This window comes from Paenibacillus sp. FSL R5-0490 (assembly GCF_001956215.1).
Taxonomy (GTDB): Bacteria; Bacillota; Bacilli; order Bacillales; family Cytobacillaceae; genus Cytobacillus.
This window is the reverse complement of record NZ_MRTQ01000002.1, coordinates 182,792-202,376: the sequence shown is the minus strand read 5'-3', so window position 1 is coordinate 202,376 and position 19,585 is coordinate 182,792. Positions and strand designations below refer to the sequence as shown.

The following is a 19,585-nucleotide window of genomic DNA, read 5'->3' as shown; positions in this document are numbered from 1 at the left end:
GAGGTTTTATTTTTGTTGATTTTTATAAAAACACCAATATTAATATAAAAATAGACTAAATTTAAGAATATAATCTTATATTTTTACAAAAAAACAAATCTAATTATTCTACTTTTCAGATAGTTCTCATTATAAAATCTAAATATGAGATAACATTGGAGGGATAACAATGAAAGCGGAAACAAAAAGAGAAATTAAAAATTATCAAGGCAGTGAGCTGCATGCAAAGGGCTGGATTCAGGAAGCGGCACTCCGCATGCTTATGAATAACTTAGACAAAGAGGTTGCAGAGATTCCGGAAGAGCTGGTTGTTTACGGCGGCATAGGGAAGGCTGCCCGAAATTGGGATTGCTATGATGCGATTGTAAAAACCCTGCATGAATTAGAAGACGATGAAACACTACTTGTTCAATCCGGAAAGCCGGTTGCGGTATTTAAATCACATAAAGATGCACCAAAGGTATTGATCGCCAACTCGAATCTGGTGCCGGCCTGGGCAAACTGGGATACGTTCCATGAGCTTGATAAGAAAGGCCTGATGATGTATGGCCAAATGACAGCCGGAAGCTGGATTTACATCGGAAGCCAGGGGATCGTGCAAGGAACGTATGAAACATTTGCTGAGCTTGGCCGACAGCACTTCTCCGGCTCACTGAAACAAACGATTACGTTAACAGCAGGCCTTGGGGGAATGGGCGGTGCCCAGCCGCTCGCCGTAACCATGAATGATGGTGTCTGCATTGCCATTGATGTGGATGAACACCGCATTGACCGCAGACTTGAAACGAAATATCTGGATACTAAGGTTTATTCCATTGAAGAAGCTATTAAGTTGGCAACAGAGGCAAAACAGGAAGGACGTCCCCTTTCTATCGGACTATTAGGCAATGCAGCTGAAATTCTGCCAAAAATGCTTGAAATGAATTTCACCCCGGATGTCCTGACTGACCAGACTTCTGCACATGATCCTTTAAATGGCTATGTTCCAATCGGCTATTCATTAGAAGAAGCAGCTGTTCTGCGGAAGCAAGATACTGCTGAATATGTTCAGAAATCAAAAGCAAGCATGGCTGTCCATGTTCAGGCTATGCTGGACATGCAAAAGAAGGGCGCAGTTACATTTGATTACGGAAACAATATCCGTCAGGTTGCAAAAGATGAGGGTGTCGAGAATGCATTTGATTTCCCTGGATTCGTGCCTGCCTACATCCGTCCGTTATTCTGTGAAGGGAAAGGCCCTTTCCGCTGGGTAGCATTATCAGGAGACCCTGAAGATATCTATAAAACAGATGAAGTGATCCTGCGCGAATTTGCAGATAACGAACATCTTTGCAAATGGATCAAGATGGCACAGGAGAAAATTCAATTCCAGGGACTTCCTTCAAGAATTTGCTGGCTTGGTTATGGGGAGCGCGCAAGATTTGGAGAAATCATCAATGATATGGTTGCCCGCGGGGAACTTAAAGCACCGATTGTTATCGGGCGTGATCATCTGGATTCCGGTTCAGTTGCCTCTCCAAACCGCGAGACAGAAGCCATGAAGGACGGCAGTGATGCAGTGGCAGACTGGCCAATTCTGAATGCTCTGATTAATGCAGTCGGCGGAGCAAGCTGGGTTTCCGTCCACCATGGAGGCGGCGTAGGAATGGGCTACTCTCTTCATGCAGGAATGGTCATCGTTGCGGATGGCACGAAGGAAGCGGAACAGCGCCTTGAACGTGTCCTCACATCTGATCCTGGAATGGGAATCGTACGCCATGTAGATGCAGGCTATGATCTTGCTATCAAAACAGCAAAAGAAAAAGGCGTAAACATTCCAATGATGAAATAAAGATTCCCTTTTATGAACTTAGCAAATAGCAGCGAAAAATCAGCAAATAAACCATGCTAATCTGCAAATAAGAGAGTCAATTCTGCAAATAAAACTCTGAAACTTGCAAATAAACATTAATATTTTCAATGAGGAAGCCCTCCAATCCGTGATACTTGCGGATTGGAACTTCCATTTTTTAAGGAGGAGCACAAAATGCACTCAAAACCTATTTTTATCAAACATGCAAATCAGATGATTACCTTAAAGGGCAGCTCCAAACAGCCCCTGGCAAAAGAAAAAATGAGCGAGCTTCACATCATTGAAGACGGGGCAGTATGGATTGAAGAGGACAGAATTAAAGCAGCAGGGACAACAGCGGAACTCCAAGCTGAATATCAAAGCCGGCTTCAGGAAGCTGAAATCATTGATGCGAGAGGAAAAATCCTTCTTCCAGGACTGGTTGATCCGCATACACACCTTGTTTATGCAGGCAGCAGGGAAGAGGAATTCAATATGCGCCTGAACGGGGCAACGTATATGGAAATTATGAACAATGGCGGGGGCATTCACGCTACCACTTCTATGACCAGAAAAGCATCTGAAGAGGAATTGGTAGATGCGAGTCTTGTCCGTCTTGATCGCTTCCTTAAACACGGAGTAACCACGATAGAGGCAAAAAGCGGATATGGACTGGATTGGGAAACAGAGCGAAAGCAGCTGACGGCAGCCCGCAAAGCGGATGAACTGCATCCGGTGGATGTTGTCCGCACCTTTATGGGGGCACATGCAGTTCCTGCGGAATACAAAGAGAATCCAGATGCTTTTATAAATTTAGTTATTGAAGAAATGCTCCCGAAAGTCGCGGAAGAAAAGCTTGCTGAATTCAATGATATTTTCTGCGAAAGAGGCGTATTCACACCGGAACAGTCCAGAAAACTTCTTGAAGCAGGGAAGAAGCATGGTCTTATTCCTAAGATCCATGCCGACGAAATCGAACCCTATGAGGGGGCCGAGCTTGCTGCAGAAGTTGGTGCCATCTCTGCAGATCACCTGCTTAGAGCATCTGATAAGGGCATGGAAATGATGGCTGAAAAGGGAGTAATCGGCGTGCTTCTTCCAGGCACAGCATTCTTCCTGATGGCTGAAGCAGCCAGAGGCCGCCGCATGATTGATAAGGGTGTTCCAGTTGCTTTATCAACCGATTGCAACCCCGGCTCTTCCCCAACCTGCTCCATGCCATTTATGATGAATCTTGCATGCATGCACATGGGGCTTACACCTGCAGAAGCGATTGCCGCCGCTACCATTAATGCAGCACATGCCATCAATCGGGCAGAAGAAGTGGGAAGCATAGAGCCCGGCAAAAAGGCTGATTTGCTTCTGCTCAATGTGCCGAACTATATGCAAATGCAGTATCACTACGGCATGAACCATACAGACACAGTGATTAAAAATGGGGAAGTGGTCGTTAAAGGAGGAAGCTTATGCTACCAACAATAAATCCTCCCGGGTTTTTTTGGCCGCAAACCGAACTGGGAACTGACGTAAAGGTGAGTGAATGGATTTGCCAAATCCAGAGGGAAGAGGAATTAAAGAAAGAAAATTGGGATGTCGTGCTTTTCGGTGTCCCTCTTTCCCGCTCCTCGATAAGTGCATCAGGAGCATCTGAATTCCCTGAATCCTTCAGGAGGTCCTGGAAAGGATTTTCAACGTACAATCTGGATTTTGAAAGGGATCTTCAAAAGCTGAAGGTTTCTGATCTTGGTGACGTGAAAATGCATTTCACGGATATTCCGCAATGTCATTCCAATATAAAGCAAACGATGAAGGACGTTCGGACGCAATTTCCTGATTCATTCCCAATAGCGATCGGAGGAGATCACTCCATTACAGCCATGCTGGTCAGCGGCCTGAAGGAACTGGAGCCTGAAAAGGAAATCGGCATTCTCCAGCTGGATACGCACCTTGATCTCAGAAGCCTTGAAGACCATGGACCGACAAATGGGACGCCCATCCGCAATCTGATTCAGAACAACAAGATTAAAGGGGAAAATGTCTACAATATTGGCCTTCATGGCTTTTTCAACAGCCAGTCGCTCGTCCATTATGCTAAAGAGCATAAGCTCAATTATATTACCTTAAAGGAAGCCAGAAGACGGGGAATTGAAGAAACGGTTAAAGAATCAATCCGGCAGCTGGAATCAAAAGTGGACAAAATTTATGTCACGATTGACATGGATGTGCTGGATATTGGTTTTGCACCGGGCGTTCCTGCATCCACACCAGGCGGCATGAGCACTGAAGAACTATTTACGGCCGTATATGCAGCTGGTCTTTCCTCCAAAACGGCAGCCATGGATATTGTCTGCCTTGATCCAACAAGAGATCACCAGGCACAGCCGACCGTGAAGGCAGGCACCTACACATTTCTGACCTTTTTGACAGCTTTAATGAACAGAAGGTAAGGGGCGCACTTTGCTCCTTGCCCCTAAATAACGAGGGGGAATGAGAATGGAAAAAGAAACAGTATTAAGTCAATCTCACCAGCCTGAACTGAATCCCAATGCAACTATTAAAAATAAAGCTAAGTTTTTTCTCTTCAGCGCCATTGGCATATTTATGTTTTTTATACCAGTCACTGTTAATGAGAAATCCTCCATAATGCTGGACCATATCGTCACTGCGATTCAGACATACCTGCCTGCAGCTGTAACATACTATGCGCTGCTTGTCATACTGCTCGGCGCCATTTATCCATTCTATACAAAAACCTGGAACAAAAATAAAGTAAATACTGTTTTCTCTTTTTTTAAGGTAATCGGATTTTTCACAGCCATTATGATTGTCTTCGGTTTCGGCCCTGCCTGGCTATTTGACCCGAGCATGGGACCTTTCTTGTTTGAGAAACTGGTGGTGTCTGTTGGACTTCTTGTTCCAATCGGCTCCGTATTTCTTGCCCTGCTGGTTGGATATGGATTGCTTGAATTTTTCGGTGTCATCATGCAGCCGATTATGAAGCCAATCTGGAAAACACCGGGAAAATCAGCTATTGATGCAGTTGCTTCTTTTGTAGGCAGCTATTCAATCGGACTGCTCATAACCAACAGGGTATTTAAAGAAGGAAAATATAGCATTAAGGAAGCAGCCATTATTGCTACCGGGTTCTCAACGGTCTCCGCAACGTTTATGATTGTTGTGGCTAAAACACTTGGATTGATGGACATCTGGAACACATATTTTTGGACGACGTTTGCTGTCACTTTCATCGTAACGGCTATAACCGTAAGAATCTGGCCACTTAAGTCAATGAGCGAAGATTATTACAATGGCCAGGAGCCTCCGGTTGAAACCTTTACAGGGGGTCGTATGCAGGCTGCCTGGAAAGAAGCGATGGATACAGCAGCTGAGTCACCCGCATTATGGAAAAATATAAAGGATAATTTAAAAGATGGGTTTGTCATGACAATGTCCATTTTGCCCTCCATTATGTCAGTAGGTTTATTGGGACTGATTCTCGCCGAATTCACTCCTGTATTTGATTGGCTGGGTTATATCTTTTATCCATTTACGGCTCTCGTACAGCTTCCTGAGCCATTATTGGCAGCAAAGGCAAGTGCTGTGGGGATTGCTGAAATGTTCCTTCCAGCCCTGCTTGCAGCGGAGGCTGCACTAGTCACTAAATTTGTAATCGGAGTTGTTTCCGTATCAGCTATCATTTTCTTTTCTGCACTTGTCCCGTGTATTTTATCAACAGAAATTCCTATTACTATTCCACAGCTGCTTGTCATCTGGGCAGAAAGAACCATTCTGACCATACTCATTACTGCTCCGCTGGCTTATTTGCTGCTTTAACTGGAAATCCCCGCTCACTTCAGCGGGGATTTTTCGCATAGAATTTTCCTCCGTAACCAAACTAACAGAGGAATGAGTCTAAGAATAGCAGGTGATGGATTTTGTACAGGCTGTATACACATAATGATCTTGATGGCGTCGGGTGCGGCATTGTTGCCAGGATTGCTTTTGGAAAAGATGTTGAGGTACGCTATAACTCTGTGATGGGACTTGATTATCAGATAGAAAAATTACTGGAAAATGAAAAAAATATAAAAGATGATTTTTTATTTATCACCGATTTATCAGTTAACGATGAAAATTTGATCAGGCTTGATGATCTGGCAAAAAGCGGTGGAAACGTCAGATTAATTGACCATCACAAAACAGCTCTTCATTTTAATGATTACAGTTGGGGCAAAGTGAGGGTCCAATATGAAGATGGCAGGCTTACGGCTGCAACCTCTTTGCTATATGAGTATCTCCAGGAGCATGGACTGATCCAGCCGTCTTCTGCCCTCGATGAATTTGTCGAGCTTGTCCGACAGTATGACACCTGGGAATGGGACCAAAATGAAAATATAAAGGCAAAAAATCTGAATGATTTATTTTTCATGATTTCCATTGAAGAATTCGAAGAAAAAATGACGGAAAGAATCATGAACTCAGATACTTTCGAATTTGATGAGTTTGAACAGAAATTGCTGGATATGGAAGAGGAGAAAATTGAACGTTACGTCAGGCGGAAGAAGCGGGAATTGGTACAAACGTTCATCGGGGAATATTGTACAGGCATAGTCCATGCAGAATCTTATCATTCGGAGCTTGGCAATGAGCTTGGTAAAGAGTATCCCCATATCGACTATATCGCTATCTTAAATCTCGGGGGCAAAAAAATCAGTTTCAGGACAATCCATGACCATGTTGATGTTTCTGCCGTGGCCGGAAAGTTTGGAGGGGGCGGACATGCCAAAGCATCAGGCTGTTCGATGGGAAAAGATGCTTATAAACTATTCGTTCAGGACATTTTTCCCCTGGACCCTTTGAGACAGGATGCATTTAAAAACAAATACAATAATAAAAGCGCGAAACAGGGGTCACTGTACGAAAATAAGAAAGGAGACAAATTCTTTATTTTTGCTGAAGCCGATGACAGGTGGATCCTTGAAATGAACGGTAAGCCAATACAGGAACCTTACCCGGATTTCCAGGCAGCAGAAAACTACATTAAAAGAAAAAACCAGGCATGGCTTGTTCATGATGATATTTATGTTGAATTTTTAAAGCGTTTTTATATTAAGGCAAAAAATTAGCACTGCCGCCATATGCGGCGGTTTTTTTTCAGCTTCCCTCCCTGTTAAATAATGTTAAAATTAATATATAATTTAAACATATATAGATTGGGGGAGGATTAATGGAAATATTTTTACTTATTTTCGGTGTTGTTTTCGCTGCCATATTCATTAAAGCTCTAGTGGGTGGTTCGAAAAGAGATTCCTTTTTAAAAGATGAGCCATGTCCTGAGCATCTGGGAATCCAGTCAGACGACTTTATGCCGATGATCCAGCAATTAGAAAAATCTTTACCTGAAGGGTACAGGGAGAATATAAAAAATCGTGTACTGAGAGAGCACCCGAAATGGAAAGACTACGCATATGATTGGACATTTTTTGAGCTGAAAAGATATTTTGTGATGAATGCAATCCTTAAAACGGTGCCTATGTTCAGCAGTAAAGCCGATGAAATATGGCATGAAATGCTCATGTTTACCCGTGATTATGATCAATTTTCCAAGAATTTCTTCGGTGGATATCTTCACCACTCACCAAATATGAACAGCACTCCCATCCCGGGTGAAAGGGCCTTTTTTGACTGGGTGTACTTAACTCTTTTTGAGGCAGGCTATAATAGCAGCAGAATATGGGGAGGATTTTTGCAAAATCCTATTAAAAAAGAAATACTTGATGATTTCAGGAGCATGAATGAGACTCAACTGCTAAATAAGTATTTCAGGTCGGGAAATGATTGGCTTGAACTGAAAAAGAAGATTATAGTAAAACTGAAGTATGAAATTTCTGAATCAGAATCAATAAAGCTTGAGAAAAAGCCGCTGGAATTTACGAAGCCCGCATCTATAAGCCAGTATTCCTATCTGCTGTTCCCAGCCGTGTATTTTTCGGTTTATGAACCAGACGGGTTCGAGGACAATATGAACGAATTGCTTCCCGAGGAGCTCGCAAAAGTCCATTCTGCTGGAATGGTTTACTGCTCCGGCTTCTCATGCAGCAGCAATGATCATGATTCTGGAGGAGGACATGATTCAGGCGGTTCTAGCTGTTCAAGCTGTGGAGGCGGATGCTCCAGCTAAAAAGCAGTCCAAATGAAGTGGTCAGGACAACTGGCGGTGAAAATGCAGCCATAACATTGCCAAAAGGAAACTACAAAGAAAACCATAAAATCTAAAAGCAAAAGCCAGAAGATGAAGACGGGTTTAATGCCCGTCTCTTTTTTTTTGAAAAAAGACTAAAGATTTTCTCTTTAGTCTTTGGACAAGCTTTTATTGCATTCTTTGCTCCACCTGGCGGCATACTTCATCCGCTGAAAGGCCGCTTGCTTCAATGACAGATGCTTTTGTAGAAACATCCTGCATTCCCATTACATTTGAATCAACACCGCTCACAACACAGCATGAGCAGTTCTCAGCATCATGCGCCGACTTCATGTCAACCACTTCATACCCTTTTTGGCGAAGCGCTTCAGAAACATTTGTTAAGGATTGTTCAACCGCTACTCTTTTCGTCAATGTTAACACCTCCTCCGTTTGTTAGATTGGCTTTTGTACTCCATTTTTATTCCATGGATAAAAATCGCCTTAACACGAAAAAGTAAGAAAGGAGGTGTTTAACTATGAGCAAACGCAAAAAAGACCCTTCTAAGGCTGGATTGAGCTCTCCAAACGTCGAAGGGCAAGGGACAACCAACATGGAAACAGGCAGCAGAACAGCTTCCTCTGCACGCCATAAAAAGAAAAAACAAGATTTATGACAAAGTTAAAAGCAGGAGGCTGATCCTCCTGCTTTTACTGTTTACTGATACATTTCAGCTACTTGCTTTTGAATAGCTGAGTCTTCTAAATACTCATCATACGTCATTTGCTTATCGACAATGCCAGCCGGTGTAATTTCAATAATGCGGTTGGCAATGGTTTGAATGAACTGATGGTCATGTGATGCAAAGATCATAGAGCCTTTGAAATTAATCAGTCCATTATTCAATGCCGTAATGGATTCCAAATCAAGGTGGTTGGTCGGCTCATCTAAAAGAAGCACGTTAGCACCGCTCAGCATCATTTTAGATAGCATGCAGCGGACTTTTTCCCCACCGGAAAGAACGCTTGCTTTCTTTAGAACTTCCTCACCAGAGAACAGCATTCTTCCAAGGAAACCTCTCAGGAAGCTTTCACTGTCATCTGCAGGCGAGAATTGGCGCAGCCAGTCTACAAGGCTCAAATCAGAGTTCTCGAAGAACTCAGAGTTGTCATTAGGGAAATAGGACTGAGAGGTCGTAACCCCCCACTTAAACGTTCCTTCATCCGGCTCCATTTCACCAGTCAGTATTTTAAACAGGGTAGTTTTCGCCAATTCGTTCGTGCCAACTAACGCAATTTTATCATCTTTGTTCATGATGAAGCTGACATTATTTAGAACTTTAACACCATCAATTGTTTTGCTGATGCCGTCAACCCGAAGCAAATCATTTCCGATTTCACGGTCAGGTGAAAATCCGACATACGGATATTTTCTTGAGGATGGTCTAATATCATCCAGAGAAATTTTATCAAGAAGCTTTTTACGTGAAGTTGCCTGCTTGGATTTTGATGCGTTTGCACTAAAGCGGGCAATAAAGCTTTGCAGTTCCTTGATTTTTTCTTCTTTTTTCTTATTGGCATCCTGAGCCATCCTTTGGGCAAGCTGGCTTGACTCATACCAGAAGTCATAGTTCCCAACGTAAATCTGGATCTTCCCAAAGTCAAGATCGGCAATATGCGTACATACTTTGTTTAAGAAATGACGGTCATGGGATACGACAATAACAGTATTCTCAAAGTTGATCAGGAATTCCTCAAGCCATTGAATTGCTTTGATATCCAAGTGGTTTGTCGGCTCATCCAGCAATAGAACATCCGGCTTGCCAAAAAGCGCCTGCGCAAGCAAAACTTTCACTTTTTCAGAACCGGAAAGGTCAGCCATTTTTTTGTCGTGGAGCTCTTCTCCGATTCCAAGTCCCTTCAGCAAAATAGCTGCTTCAGATTCTGCTTCCCATCCATTTAATTCAGCAAATTCACCTTCAAGTTCAGCAGCCTTCATCCCGTCTTCATCCGTGAAATCAGCCTTCATATAAATAGCATCTTTTTCCTGCATCACTTCATAAAGACGGGCATGGCCCATGATGACTACTTTTAATACTTCAAATTCTTCGTACTCAAAATGGTTCTGCTTCAGGACAGCCAGGCGTTCTCCGGGACCTAAATGAACACTTCCGGATTGTGCCTCAATTTCACCTGATAATATTTTAAGAAAAGTTGATTTACCTGCACCATTTGCTCCAATCAATCCATAGCAATTGCCAGGTGTGAATTTAATATTAACGTCTTCGAATAGTTTGCGGTCGCCGTATCGAAGACCTACATTACTGACAGTTATCATATTGTTTTTATTCCTCCAAATACATAATCCATAAAATTATACCACTTTCAGCGCGTAATCGCGAATTCTTAATATTATCATGTAATCTCTTCTGCAAAAGTTTAGAGAATTAACAGGAAGCAGGAGGAAAAAGTCGAATACATAAAGATTATAAAAGATGAGAGGAAGTGCGATATTAATGGAATCTCTTTTAAAAGCAGATGTGAAGTTAAAACCTTTCCGGTTTACAATAGAAAGGGGAAAAATCAAAGAATTCGCTATGGCAATTGGAGACAAAAACCCAATTTATTATGATGCCGGCACGGCGAGAAAAGGGGGGTACCGGGACATCCCAATTCCGCCAACATTTCCTACAGCCATGGAGATGTGGGGAGGCATGGATTTCGAAACCCTAATCGAGCTTTTTGGACTTGACCCGCTCAAGGTTCTTCACGGCGGCCAGGAATATCGCTATATGGGGGAAATATGTGCTGGCGATACAGTAACCGCGGTCCCTAAAGTAATTTCTTCTTTTGAAAAGAGGAACCTGCGATTTATTACAATAGGTATTCAGTACAAAAACAGTGATGGAAAAGATGTTCTCTATTCAGAATCCACCATTATTGAAAGAGGGGGGGGAGCAAAATGAGTGAACTGAAAATAATTCATAAACCAGAGATCACACATACACAGCTGGTCAAGTATGCAGGGGCATCCGGAGATTTTAATCCGATTCATACAGTTGTTCCGATCGGTGAGAAAGCCGGGTTGGACGGAGTGATTGCCCACGGGATGCTTATCATGGGAATGGCAGGGGAAGCATTGGCTGAGTGGTTTCCAAGAAAGGATCTGAGAAAGTTCAAGGTACGCTTCAGCAAAATGACACGGCCCGGCGAGAAGCTGACAATAGAAGGGAGAGTGACAGGAGAGAAATGGGAAGAGGACGAAAAAAGGCTGACGGGAGAAGTATCAGTAAAAAATGAAGCTGGTGAGCAAAAGCTTTCCGGCAGGTTCGAATTTAAAATTTAATAATAAAGGAAGGAATGTCTATGGAAGGCAATATTGGGGTCCAGCATCGGCCAAAATCAAAGTGGAAAAAGTACTCGCTTTGGAGCATTGGTATCATACTAGTGCTGTTGGCTGCAGCCTTTTTCTTTATGTATGGTTTTTTGTCCCGCTCTCTGCCTAAAACAGATGGGGAAATCAGAATAGGCTCCATCTCTCAGGAAGTAATGGTTAACCGGGATGACAACGGTGTCCCGCACCTGCTTGCTGCCAATGAACGAGACCTTTTTATTGCACAGGGCTATGTACAGGCTCAGGACCGCCTTTTTCAGATGGATTTAAGCAGGCGTCAGGCATCGGGAAGATTAAGTGAAGTAATCGGAGAGGCTACGGTTGAAAATGATAAATATTTTAGAACACTTGGTCTGAGAAGGGCTGCAGAGGCATCCTATGAAGCATACTCCCCTGAAGCAAAACAGATTTTAGGCTGGTTTGCGGAAGGAGTTAATCTTTATATTGAAGAAGTTAAAGAAAATGGAAAAATGCCTATTGAATTTTCCATACTCGGCTATGAACCTGAAGAATGGTCTCCAGTGGATTCGCTCACTATTGGCAAATACATGGCATATGATCTTGGCGGACACTGGGAAAGCCAGGCATTCCGCTATTATCTCCTTCAGCATTTTCCGGAAGATAAAGCATATGAATTATTCCCCTCCTATCCGGAAAAAGCCCCATACATAATAGGAAAACACAACTTAAATATTGAGGAAAGCTTTGCAACTGTCATCACGCCTCCTGAATTTAACGGAAGCAATAACTGGGTGGCAGCCGGCAGTAAAACGGCATCCGGAAAGCCTATTTTGGCAGATGATCCTCATCTGTCACTCAGCACACCTTCAATCTGGTATCAGATGCACCTGGAGTCACCTGAAATGAATGTCAGCGGTGTCATCTTTGCCGGTATCCCAGGCATCATCCTCGGTCACAATGAACATATTGCATGGGGAGTAACCAATACAGGACCAGATGTTCAGGATTTGTATATCGAAAAAAGGAATCCTGCCAATGAAAACGAGTTTCTATTCAATGAAAAGTGGGAAAAGGCAGAAGTAATAGAAGAACCAATTAAAGTAAAAGGCAAAGAGCCAATTAGCTATAAAGTAACGATTACACGGCACGGACCTGTGATTTCGGAATTTGCTGGAGACAGCGGCAAGGATTCCGTTCTTTCTTTGCAATGGACAGCGCTTCAGCCATCAAAAGAGCTGGAAGCCATTCTAAAAATGAATGAATCATCAGACTGGGATCAGTTTGAACAAGCATTGGAGTTATTTCACACGCCCGCCCAAAACTTTGTATTTGCTTCTTCGGATGGAACTGTTGCTTATAAAGCAAATGGTAAAATCCCAATTAGAAAGAAAGGAGACGGACTGCTGCCAGTGCCCGGCTGGTCGGATGAATATGGGTGGAAAGGCTACATTCCTTATGATCAGCTGCCTAAAACGGTCAATCCCGAAGAAGGGTATATCTCAACGGCAAACAATAAGGTTATAGATGACAGCTATCCTTACCATATCAGTCATGATTGGGCCCAGCCCTATAGACAAATGCGCATTCAGGAATTTCTCAAAAGCAAGGATGATCTTACAGCTGAAGATATGATGTCGCTGCAAATGGATCAGAAAAACCTGCAGGCAAAGGAATTTATACCGCTTTTCTTGTCCAGAATGAAAGAACCATCCACCGCTCTTGAAAAGGAAGCTTTATCGATCCTGAGTAAATGGGATTATATTGACAGCAAGGATGAGGCAGCCCCTCTTATTTTCAATCTTTGGATGAAAAGCATATCCAATGTTCTGTTTGAAGATCAGATATCTCCCGAAATGAGGAAGCTCTTCAAAGGACAAAAGCAGGCAGTGGATGAATTATTGAGAAATGCAGCAAATGGCCGGGAAAGCATCTGGATTGAAGAAAAGGGCGGATTGCAGGAAGTCCTTTCCCAATCATTGAGTACAGCGGTCCAGGAAGCCGAAGATCTTCAAGGAAGCAGCCCGACTAAATGGAAATGGGGAAACTATCATCAATTAGCTTTTTCCCACCCGCTTTCCAGTGTAAAACCTTTAAACTATTTGTTTAATAGAGAGGGCCGAATTCCTGTTGGCGGCAGCTCAGTCACTGTGCAGGCGGCAGCCAACAAAGACGATGGCACTGTGAATCATGGAGGCTCATGGAGATTTGTGTTTGATACACAAAACATGAATACTGCCTATCATCTGGTGGGACCAGGGCAATCCGGACATCCTTTAAGCCAGTGGTACCATGATCAGATGAAAGACTGGGCTGATGGGAACTATCATAAAACAGTTCTCACTGAAGTAAAAACCAGGCATACACTTTTATTAAAACCTTGAAAAAGTATAAATTGTTTCTTTTTGTTCATAGTTTTTTCATAAATTTCATGTAAAATATTAATCATACAGGCAGGGAAAAAGGAGTTTTTTAGATGGCTAAAAAACAGCTGGTTGATTTAGTAAACCGATTAAAGAAATCCGGTATTAAAGTAAGCTTCTCAAAGCCAAGGTCAAAAACTTTAATACTCATTGACCAAAACAAAAATTTATCTTCTTCTGCGAACTAGGTTAAAAAAAATGGCGGATCCTAAAATCCGCCATTTTTTTGTTATATTTGCTTCATTATTTTTTTGAAAACTTCATTCCTGTCAAAGTCTTCTCCCATAGGGAACTTCTTAATAAATTTATTATTCTCGTCAAGCAAATACACAAAGGTGCTGTGAACATAGAAGCCATCACCGGGATCACGGTATTGAAATTGGAAAGTGTTTGCGAGCTCCAGAATTTCTGCCTGATCCTTTTTCAATGTATCAGGATCGGCAGTTAGAAAGAGCCAGTTCTCATCATTTTCGATGTCAAAGGTGCTTCTATATTTTTTAAGAACATCTGCGGTGTCCCGATAAGGGTCGATTGTTACTGTAATGAATTGTACTTTGTCCCCAAAAACGCCCTCATTAGTAAGATCACTTTTCAAGAGATTCATCCTTTGGGTAGTCGTCGGACATATATCCGGACAGTGCGTATAAATAAATTCAACAAGCTTCAGTTTTTCATCAGATTCTGCAAAGTCGTATACCTTCTCATCATCGGTTAAAAGTGTAATATGTTCAGGTATCTTTGAAGTCATATCACGGATGATAAAAAAAGAAATGCCGGCAGCAATGCCTAATATGACAATAATAGCGGAAATCATATATACTTTTTTCATTATTTCCCCTCCCAATATAAGGATAAATAATATCCATCAAAAATCCTATGGATAATCTGTGAACTTATTCTTAATAGGGAGGGATTTCAATTAAAAAAGGAACCTCGAAAGGTTCCTTTTTTTGATTCGGCTATTATTTCATTGAGATCCAGACACTCTTAACTTCTGTATAGTTATCAAGAGCGTATGAGCCCATTTCACGGCCGATACCGGATTGCTTATAGCCGCCAAATGGAGAGGCAGCATCGAAAGCGTTATAGCAGTTCACCCAAACAGTACCAGCGCGGAGTTTATTGGCCACATAGTGTGCATTTGCAACATCACGAGTCCAAACTCCTGCAGCTAATCCATATTCGCTGTTATTGGCACGGTTAATTAATTCGTCAATATCATCATAAGGCATGGCCGAAATAACCGGTCCGAAGATTTCTTCCTTCGCAATTGTCATTTCATCATTAACATCTGCAAAGATAGTAGGGGAGACGAAGTAACCTTGCTCCTGCGGCTTATCTCCTCCTGCTACAAGCTGTGCACCTTCGCTCAGGCCTTTTTCAATATACCCAAGAACTCTGTTTTGCTGCTCAGCAGATACAAGCGGGCCGATTTCAGTGTCAGCATGAATTCCGGCACCTTGCTTGATTTTTTTAGCATGTGAAGCCATGTCAGCTACAACATTATCAAACTGCTTCTTTTGAATGAAAACACGGGAGCCGGCACAGCAAACCTGTCCCTGGTTGAACATAACACCGTTAAGAGCTCCAGGAATTGCCTTTGATAAATCAGCATCCGGCAGGATAATGTTCGGAGATTTGCCGCCAAGCTCAAGCGTAACCCGCTTTAAAGTCTTTGAAGCATTGGACATAATCCGTTTACCTACTTCTGTAGAACCAGTAAACGCAATTTTATCTACCAGCGGATGGTCAACAAGCGGCTGGCCAGCTGTTTCTCCAAAACCAGGAACAATATTGATAACCCCTGGAGGGAAGCCTGCCTGATCCATTAACTCAGCAAGATATAAAGCTGAAAGAGGTGTTTGCTCTGCTGGTTTAAGAACTACCGTACATCCTGTTGCCAGGGCAGCACCAAGCTTCCACATTGCCATTAGAAGAGGGAAGTTCCAAGGGATGATTTGCCCCACTACACCAACAGCTTCATGGCGGGTATAGTTGAAGAATGGCCCGTTGACAGGAATAGTCTGTCCGACAATCTTCGTAGACCAGCCTGCATAGTAGCGCATATGTTCAATTGCCAATGGAATATCGGCATTTGTTGTTTCACGGATTGGCTTTCCATTATCCAATGTCTCAAGCTGTGCTAATTCTTCACTGTTTTCTTCCATAAGATCAGCAAGCTTGTACATCAGGCGGCTGCGCTTAGAAGCGCTCATTTTAGACCATTTGCCTTCATCAAACGCCTTTCGGGCTGCTTTTACTGCCAGATCAATATCTTCTGCACCGGCTTCGAAAACAGTAGCCAGAACTTCTCCTGTCGCTGGATTATACGTATCAAACGTTTTTTGTGATTTGCTTTCAACAAATTCACCATTGATATATAATTTTTTCTTTCCGCTTAAGAACTTTTCTACCTTTTCTTTTAAACCTGCAGTTAACTGACTCATATAATTCCTCCTTAAAATAGTAGTCTATGTATTTCCATGCTGCAAAACTTTAGAAGAATACTATTGGTAACGCTTACATCAATACTTTAACATTAATAAAAATATAAAATCAACTCTGAATTAAAATAATTTTCAGATAATGTTCGACAATTCTCGCCTTCATCATCAAAAAAATAGCATACCGGTTATCCAGTATGCTATCAGACTATTAAATTAACATTCCTGCAATTGCTGCACTTAGCAGAGAGGCAAGAGCTCCAGCTATTACTGCACGGATGCCAAGCTTGGCAATATCATTTCTGCGGTCAGGAGCCAGGTTGCCGAGGCCGCCAAGAAGGATGGCCATAGAAGAAATGTTTGCAAAGCCGCAAAGCGCGAAGCTTACTACTGCAACAGTCTTAGGAGACAGGCTGCTGATTTCAGGAGCAAAGGCTGAGTAAGCAACGAATTCATTCAGCACAAGCTTTTGGCCGATATAGCCGCCAGCCTGTACAGCTTCAGCCCAAGGGACTCCCACTGCAAAAGCAATTGGGGCAAAAATAAAGCCAAGAATCATTTCAAGTGTTAAGTTTTCAAGCCCGAAAAGTCCGCCTGCAAAACCGATGATTCCATTGATTAAAGCAACTAAAGCAATGAAAGCAAGAAGCATGGCACCGATGTTCAAGGCAAGCATTAAACCATCGCTCGCTCCCCGGGCCGCAGCATCTACAATATTGACAGATTGTGTATCTTTTTCAATGTTAATATCATCAGTTGTTTCTGATTTTTCAGTTTCAGGCATCATCATTTTAGCCATAATAAGACCTGCAGGTGCTGCCATAAAGCTTGCTGCAAGCAGGTATTCCAGTGGAACACCAAGCAGTGAATAACCAATCAGAACTGAACCTGCCACGGAAGCCAAACCGCCGGTCATGACAGCGAATAATTCCGACTTTGTCATTTTGCTGATGAATGGGCGCACGATAAGAGGTGCCTCTGTCTGTCCGACAAAAATATTGGCAGCAGCAGAAATCGATTCTGCCTTGCTGGTTCCAAGCAGCTTAGAAAGGCCTCCGCCAATCACTTTAATAATAAATTGCATGATCCCTGTATAATATAGAACAGAGATTAGGGAAGAGAAGAAGATAACAACTGTTAAGACCTGGAATGCAAATACAAATCCAACACCTGAACCTTCCTGAAATAATCCTCCAAAGAGGAAATTAACTCCTTCATTGGCGTAACTTACAATGTCATTTACTGCGAAAGTTAATTTTTCCAGTGCCTTTTTCCCAAGATCCCATTTAAGTACGGCAAAGGCAAAGGCAAACTGAATGGCTAGACCGCCAAGAATTGTGCGTAAATTGATCGCTTTACGATTGGATGAAAGAAGGAAAGCTATTCCCAATACGGTCACAATTCCAAATATACCCCAGATAAAACTCATGTTGACACCTCATTTGTTGAATTTAGAATGATGAAAACGTTTTTACGAAACGTCAAAAATATAGACCTCTGTTTAAAGAGGTTCGTGAGTAGACGTCAGACATCTAACTTGATTACATGTCCATTTTAACATGAATCCGTTTGCAGTAAAGAGTTTTTTTCTTACCAAATGAAAATGGATGATTAATCTCCTATTTTTGTTCACATTTTCGGCGATTTTTCGATATAAATTTTTTTCCTCTGTTACATCTGCCCATTCGGGACAAACATCTTGTTCATACACTGTCACTAGACGTCAGGAGGTGTTAGAATGGGTGCAGGCGCAGGATATGGCGGCGGATTTGCTTTAATCGTTGTCCTGTTTATACTTCTAATCATTGTTGGTGCTGCTTACGTTGGCTGGTAAACTTAGTGGATAACTGAACATTCAAAGCTGCTTAAAATCTGCCTTTATAAGGGCAGATTTTTTGTTTTCTCGCATAGAGTTTGATTTGAATCGTATGATAATCGGTTTAATGTCCAAAATAAGGATAGTTCTCATTTTAGAAGGAGGGATTCTATATGAATAAAAAAGACAATAATAATGGCACGAATATTGCTGGCAGATATTATGAGGCTGAGGATTATAATAGAAATGATCAGCTTTCCTCAGGTCTCGCAACAACTCATGAGCAGGTAAGTGATGCCTATATGGAAGGCCAGGCGGATGCGGTTATTGAGGATGTTGTTGGGGTGGATATTTCCATACCGCGTAAAGGGTATGATGAAAGCCGTTAAGGGAAAATAAACACAACACTATGATCGTCATTTCCGAGTGCATTTTGCCAGGACGTGGCGATCTTTTTGTGTATAAGACTGAAATGCTTTAAGTAAGGCAATGGTTTAGAACCGCAAATTCGAGGAATATTCTTACTAATATTAAAGAAGGGGGCAGGAGGATGGAGAATGCACTTGAGATAACAGGGCACAGACCTTTTCCGCTGCCTGATAGACCGTGGGTGATGGAGCAAATATGGAATGATGTACTGTTTGCTCATTGGCCGGTACCGGCAGAAATAATGGAGAAGCATATTCCTTCTCAGTTAACTCTGGATACATTTAAGGGCGAAGCCTGGATTGGAATAGTACCTTTCTGGATCAGCAGAATGAGAGTCCGCGGCTTGCCGCCAATACCAATGATGAAAACAATGAATGAACTGAATGTAAGAACTTATGTAGAGTTTGGGGGAAAGAAAGGTGTGTATTTTTTCAGCCTTGATGCCGACAATATTTTAGCGGTCACAGGAGCCAGAATGCTTTATTTCCTTCCCTATATGAATGCCAATATGAAAGTTGATAAGGCAGAAGGATTCATTAATTATGAAAGCAGGCGAAATAATGAAAATAAAAGGAGCGGACAATTCAAAGCCCAATATAAGGTAGCATCAAGCCCTTTTAACTCAAAGGCAGGGTCACTTGATGAATGGCTGACTGAGAGATATTGCCTATGGGTAACAAAAGGTGAAGAGGTTTTTCGCGGGGATATCCATCATACAAAATGGCAGCTGCATGAAGCTTTGTGTTTGATATATGAAAATACAATGGCATCATTTTTACCTGACAAGTACTTTACGAACGAGCCAATTTTACACTATACTCCGCAAAAGCATGCCTATTTTTGGCCTTTAACAAGGGTTACATCATGATAAACAAGCGGACAGCCTTTTTCATGATCTAACCTAATGAAAACTTCATTTCTTTAAATAATTTTCTGCCAGCATTCTTTTTACTTCGTTATAGGATAATCCGGATTGGCTATTCAGCCTTTTTACCTCATCAATATCTGTTCCTGCTATTGTAATGTTTTTCTTCTTCTGTTGGCGGGCCATTAAATTTCCTCCTCTTCAAATATTGTTTTTAACATATTCAATAATTTTCCCGTTTCTT

The 19,585-nt window shown here is 42.1% G+C and carries 20 protein-coding genes; 14 read left to right on the top strand and 6 right to left on the bottom strand.

The window, feature by feature from the left end; all coding sequences use genetic code 11:
- Positions 1–169: 169 nt before the first annotated feature.
- The 6 genes from hutU to BK139_RS02835 all read left to right on the top strand — a co-directional run bounded on the left by hutU (position 170) and on the right by BK139_RS02835 (position 8,012).
- Positions 170–1,831 (top strand): urocanate hydratase, encoded by a 1,662-nt coding sequence (gene hutU / locus BK139_RS02860; RefSeq protein WP_076256578.1) that lies wholly within the window; start codon positions 170–172, stop codon positions 1,829–1,831.
- Between the two features lie 195 nt (positions 1,832–2,026).
- Entirely contained in the window at positions 2,027–3,313 is a 1,287-nt protein-coding gene (gene hutI / locus BK139_RS02855; protein WP_076256575.1) for an imidazolonepropionase, read from the top strand.
- Entirely contained in the window at positions 3,298–4,278 is a 981-nt protein-coding gene (locus BK139_RS02850) for an agmatinase family protein (protein ID WP_076256573.1), read from the top strand. Before hutI ends, BK139_RS02850 begins: the two co-directional genes overlap by 16 nt.
- A 46-nt stretch (positions 4,279–4,324) precedes the next feature.
- On the top strand, positions 4,325–5,665 hold the full coding sequence (locus BK139_RS02845; RefSeq protein WP_076256571.1) for a YjiH family protein: 1,341 nt from the start codon (positions 4,325–4,327) through the stop codon (positions 5,663–5,665).
- A 101-nt stretch (positions 5,666–5,766) separates the two neighbouring features.
- Complete coding sequence (locus BK139_RS02840) at positions 5,767–6,957, top strand: DHH family phosphoesterase (protein WP_076256569.1); 1,191 nt, start codon at positions 5,767–5,769, stop codon at positions 6,955–6,957.
- 101 nt (positions 6,958–7,058) lie between these two features.
- A complete protein-coding gene (locus BK139_RS02835) occupies positions 7,059–8,012 on the top strand; it encodes a glycine-rich domain-containing protein (RefSeq protein WP_076256567.1) in 954 nt (317 codons plus the stop codon).
- Positions 8,013–8,201: 189 nt separating this feature from the next.
- Here BK139_RS02835 and BK139_RS02830 read toward each other — a convergent pair whose 3' ends face one another.
- On the bottom strand, positions 8,202–8,447 hold the full coding sequence (locus BK139_RS02830; protein WP_048011629.1) for a YkuS family protein: 246 nt from the start codon (positions 8,445–8,447) through the stop codon (positions 8,202–8,204).
- A 104-nt stretch (positions 8,448–8,551) separates the two neighbouring features.
- On the opposite strand from BK139_RS02830, the gene BK139_RS02825 reads away from it, so the two are divergent.
- Positions 8,552–8,689, top strand: a complete 138-nt coding sequence (locus BK139_RS02825; protein WP_076256565.1) for a YuzL family protein — start codon at positions 8,552–8,554, stop codon at positions 8,687–8,689.
- Between the two features lie 41 nt (positions 8,690–8,730).
- On the opposite strand, the gene BK139_RS02820 is transcribed toward BK139_RS02825, so the two are convergent.
- Positions 8,731–10,350: an ABC-F family ATP-binding cassette domain-containing protein gene (locus tag BK139_RS02820; RefSeq protein WP_076256563.1), complete on the bottom strand. Its 1,620-nt coding sequence runs from the start codon at positions 10,348–10,350 to the stop codon at positions 8,731–8,733.
- Between the two features lie 178 nt (positions 10,351–10,528).
- Between BK139_RS02820 and BK139_RS02815 the strand changes: the two genes are divergently transcribed.
- From BK139_RS02815 to BK139_RS24265, 4 genes are all read left to right on the top strand, one after another.
- Positions 10,529–10,978, top strand: coding sequence for an FAS1-like dehydratase domain-containing protein (locus BK139_RS02815; RefSeq protein WP_076256641.1), 450 nt, complete (start codon positions 10,529–10,531; stop codon positions 10,976–10,978).
- Entirely contained in the window at positions 10,975–11,358 is a 384-nt protein-coding gene (locus BK139_RS02810; RefSeq protein ID WP_076256560.1) for a MaoC/PaaZ C-terminal domain-containing protein, read from the top strand. Before BK139_RS02815 ends, BK139_RS02810 begins: the two co-directional genes overlap by 4 nt.
- A gap of 20 nt (positions 11,359–11,378) precedes the next feature.
- Positions 11,379–13,748: a penicillin acylase family protein gene (locus tag BK139_RS02805; RefSeq protein ID WP_076256558.1), complete on the top strand. Its 2,370-nt coding sequence runs from the start codon at positions 11,379–11,381 to the stop codon at positions 13,746–13,748.
- 92 nt (positions 13,749–13,840) lie between these two features.
- The gene (locus BK139_RS24265) at positions 13,841–13,975 is read left to right on the top strand and encodes a hypothetical protein (protein ID WP_258750305.1); all 135 of its coding nucleotides are present in this window, start codon (positions 13,841–13,843) and stop codon (positions 13,973–13,975) included.
- Positions 13,976–14,016: 41 nt separating this feature from the next.
- Here the strand turns inward: BK139_RS24265 and BK139_RS02800 are convergent, their stop codons facing one another.
- The 3 genes from BK139_RS02800 to BK139_RS02790 all read right to left on the bottom strand — a co-directional run bounded on the left by BK139_RS02800 (position 14,017) and on the right by BK139_RS02790 (position 17,660).
- Positions 14,017–14,616, bottom strand: coding sequence for an SCO family protein (locus tag BK139_RS02800; RefSeq protein WP_076256555.1), 600 nt, complete (start codon positions 14,614–14,616; stop codon positions 14,017–14,019).
- A 133-nt stretch (positions 14,617–14,749) separates the two neighbouring features.
- Positions 14,750–16,234 carry an aldehyde dehydrogenase family protein gene (locus tag BK139_RS02795; protein ID WP_076256553.1) on the bottom strand — a complete coding sequence of 495 codons (1,485 nt, stop codon included), beginning with the start codon at positions 16,232–16,234 and terminating at the stop codon, positions 14,750–14,752.
- A gap of 208 nt (positions 16,235–16,442) precedes the next feature.
- A complete protein-coding gene (locus tag BK139_RS02790) occupies positions 16,443–17,660 on the bottom strand; it encodes a NupC/NupG family nucleoside CNT transporter (protein ID WP_076256551.1) in 1,218 nt (405 codons plus the stop codon).
- 309 nt (positions 17,661–17,969) lie between these two features.
- Here BK139_RS02790 and BK139_RS02785 point away from each other — a divergent pair, with 309 nt between their 5' ends.
- From BK139_RS02785 to BK139_RS02775, 3 genes are all read left to right on the top strand, one after another.
- Positions 17,970–18,065 carry a YjcZ family sporulation protein gene (locus BK139_RS02785; RefSeq protein WP_076256549.1) on the top strand — a complete coding sequence of 32 codons (96 nt, stop codon included), beginning with the start codon at positions 17,970–17,972 and terminating at the stop codon, positions 18,063–18,065.
- 155 nt (positions 18,066–18,220) lie between these two features.
- Positions 18,221–18,436: a YozQ family protein gene (locus BK139_RS02780; protein WP_076256547.1), complete on the top strand. Its 216-nt coding sequence runs from the start codon at positions 18,221–18,223 to the stop codon at positions 18,434–18,436.
- Between the two features lie 161 nt (positions 18,437–18,597).
- Positions 18,598–19,344 (top strand): YqjF family protein, encoded by a 747-nt coding sequence (locus tag BK139_RS02775; RefSeq protein ID WP_076256545.1) that lies wholly within the window; start codon positions 18,598–18,600, stop codon positions 19,342–19,344.
- 45 nt (positions 19,345–19,389) lie between these two features.
- On the opposite strand, the gene BK139_RS23820 is transcribed toward BK139_RS02775, so the two are convergent.
- On the bottom strand, positions 19,390–19,527 hold the full coding sequence (locus tag BK139_RS23820; RefSeq protein WP_175609048.1) for a hypothetical protein: 138 nt from the start codon (positions 19,525–19,527) through the stop codon (positions 19,390–19,392).
- Positions 19,528–19,585 lie beyond the last annotated feature (58 nt).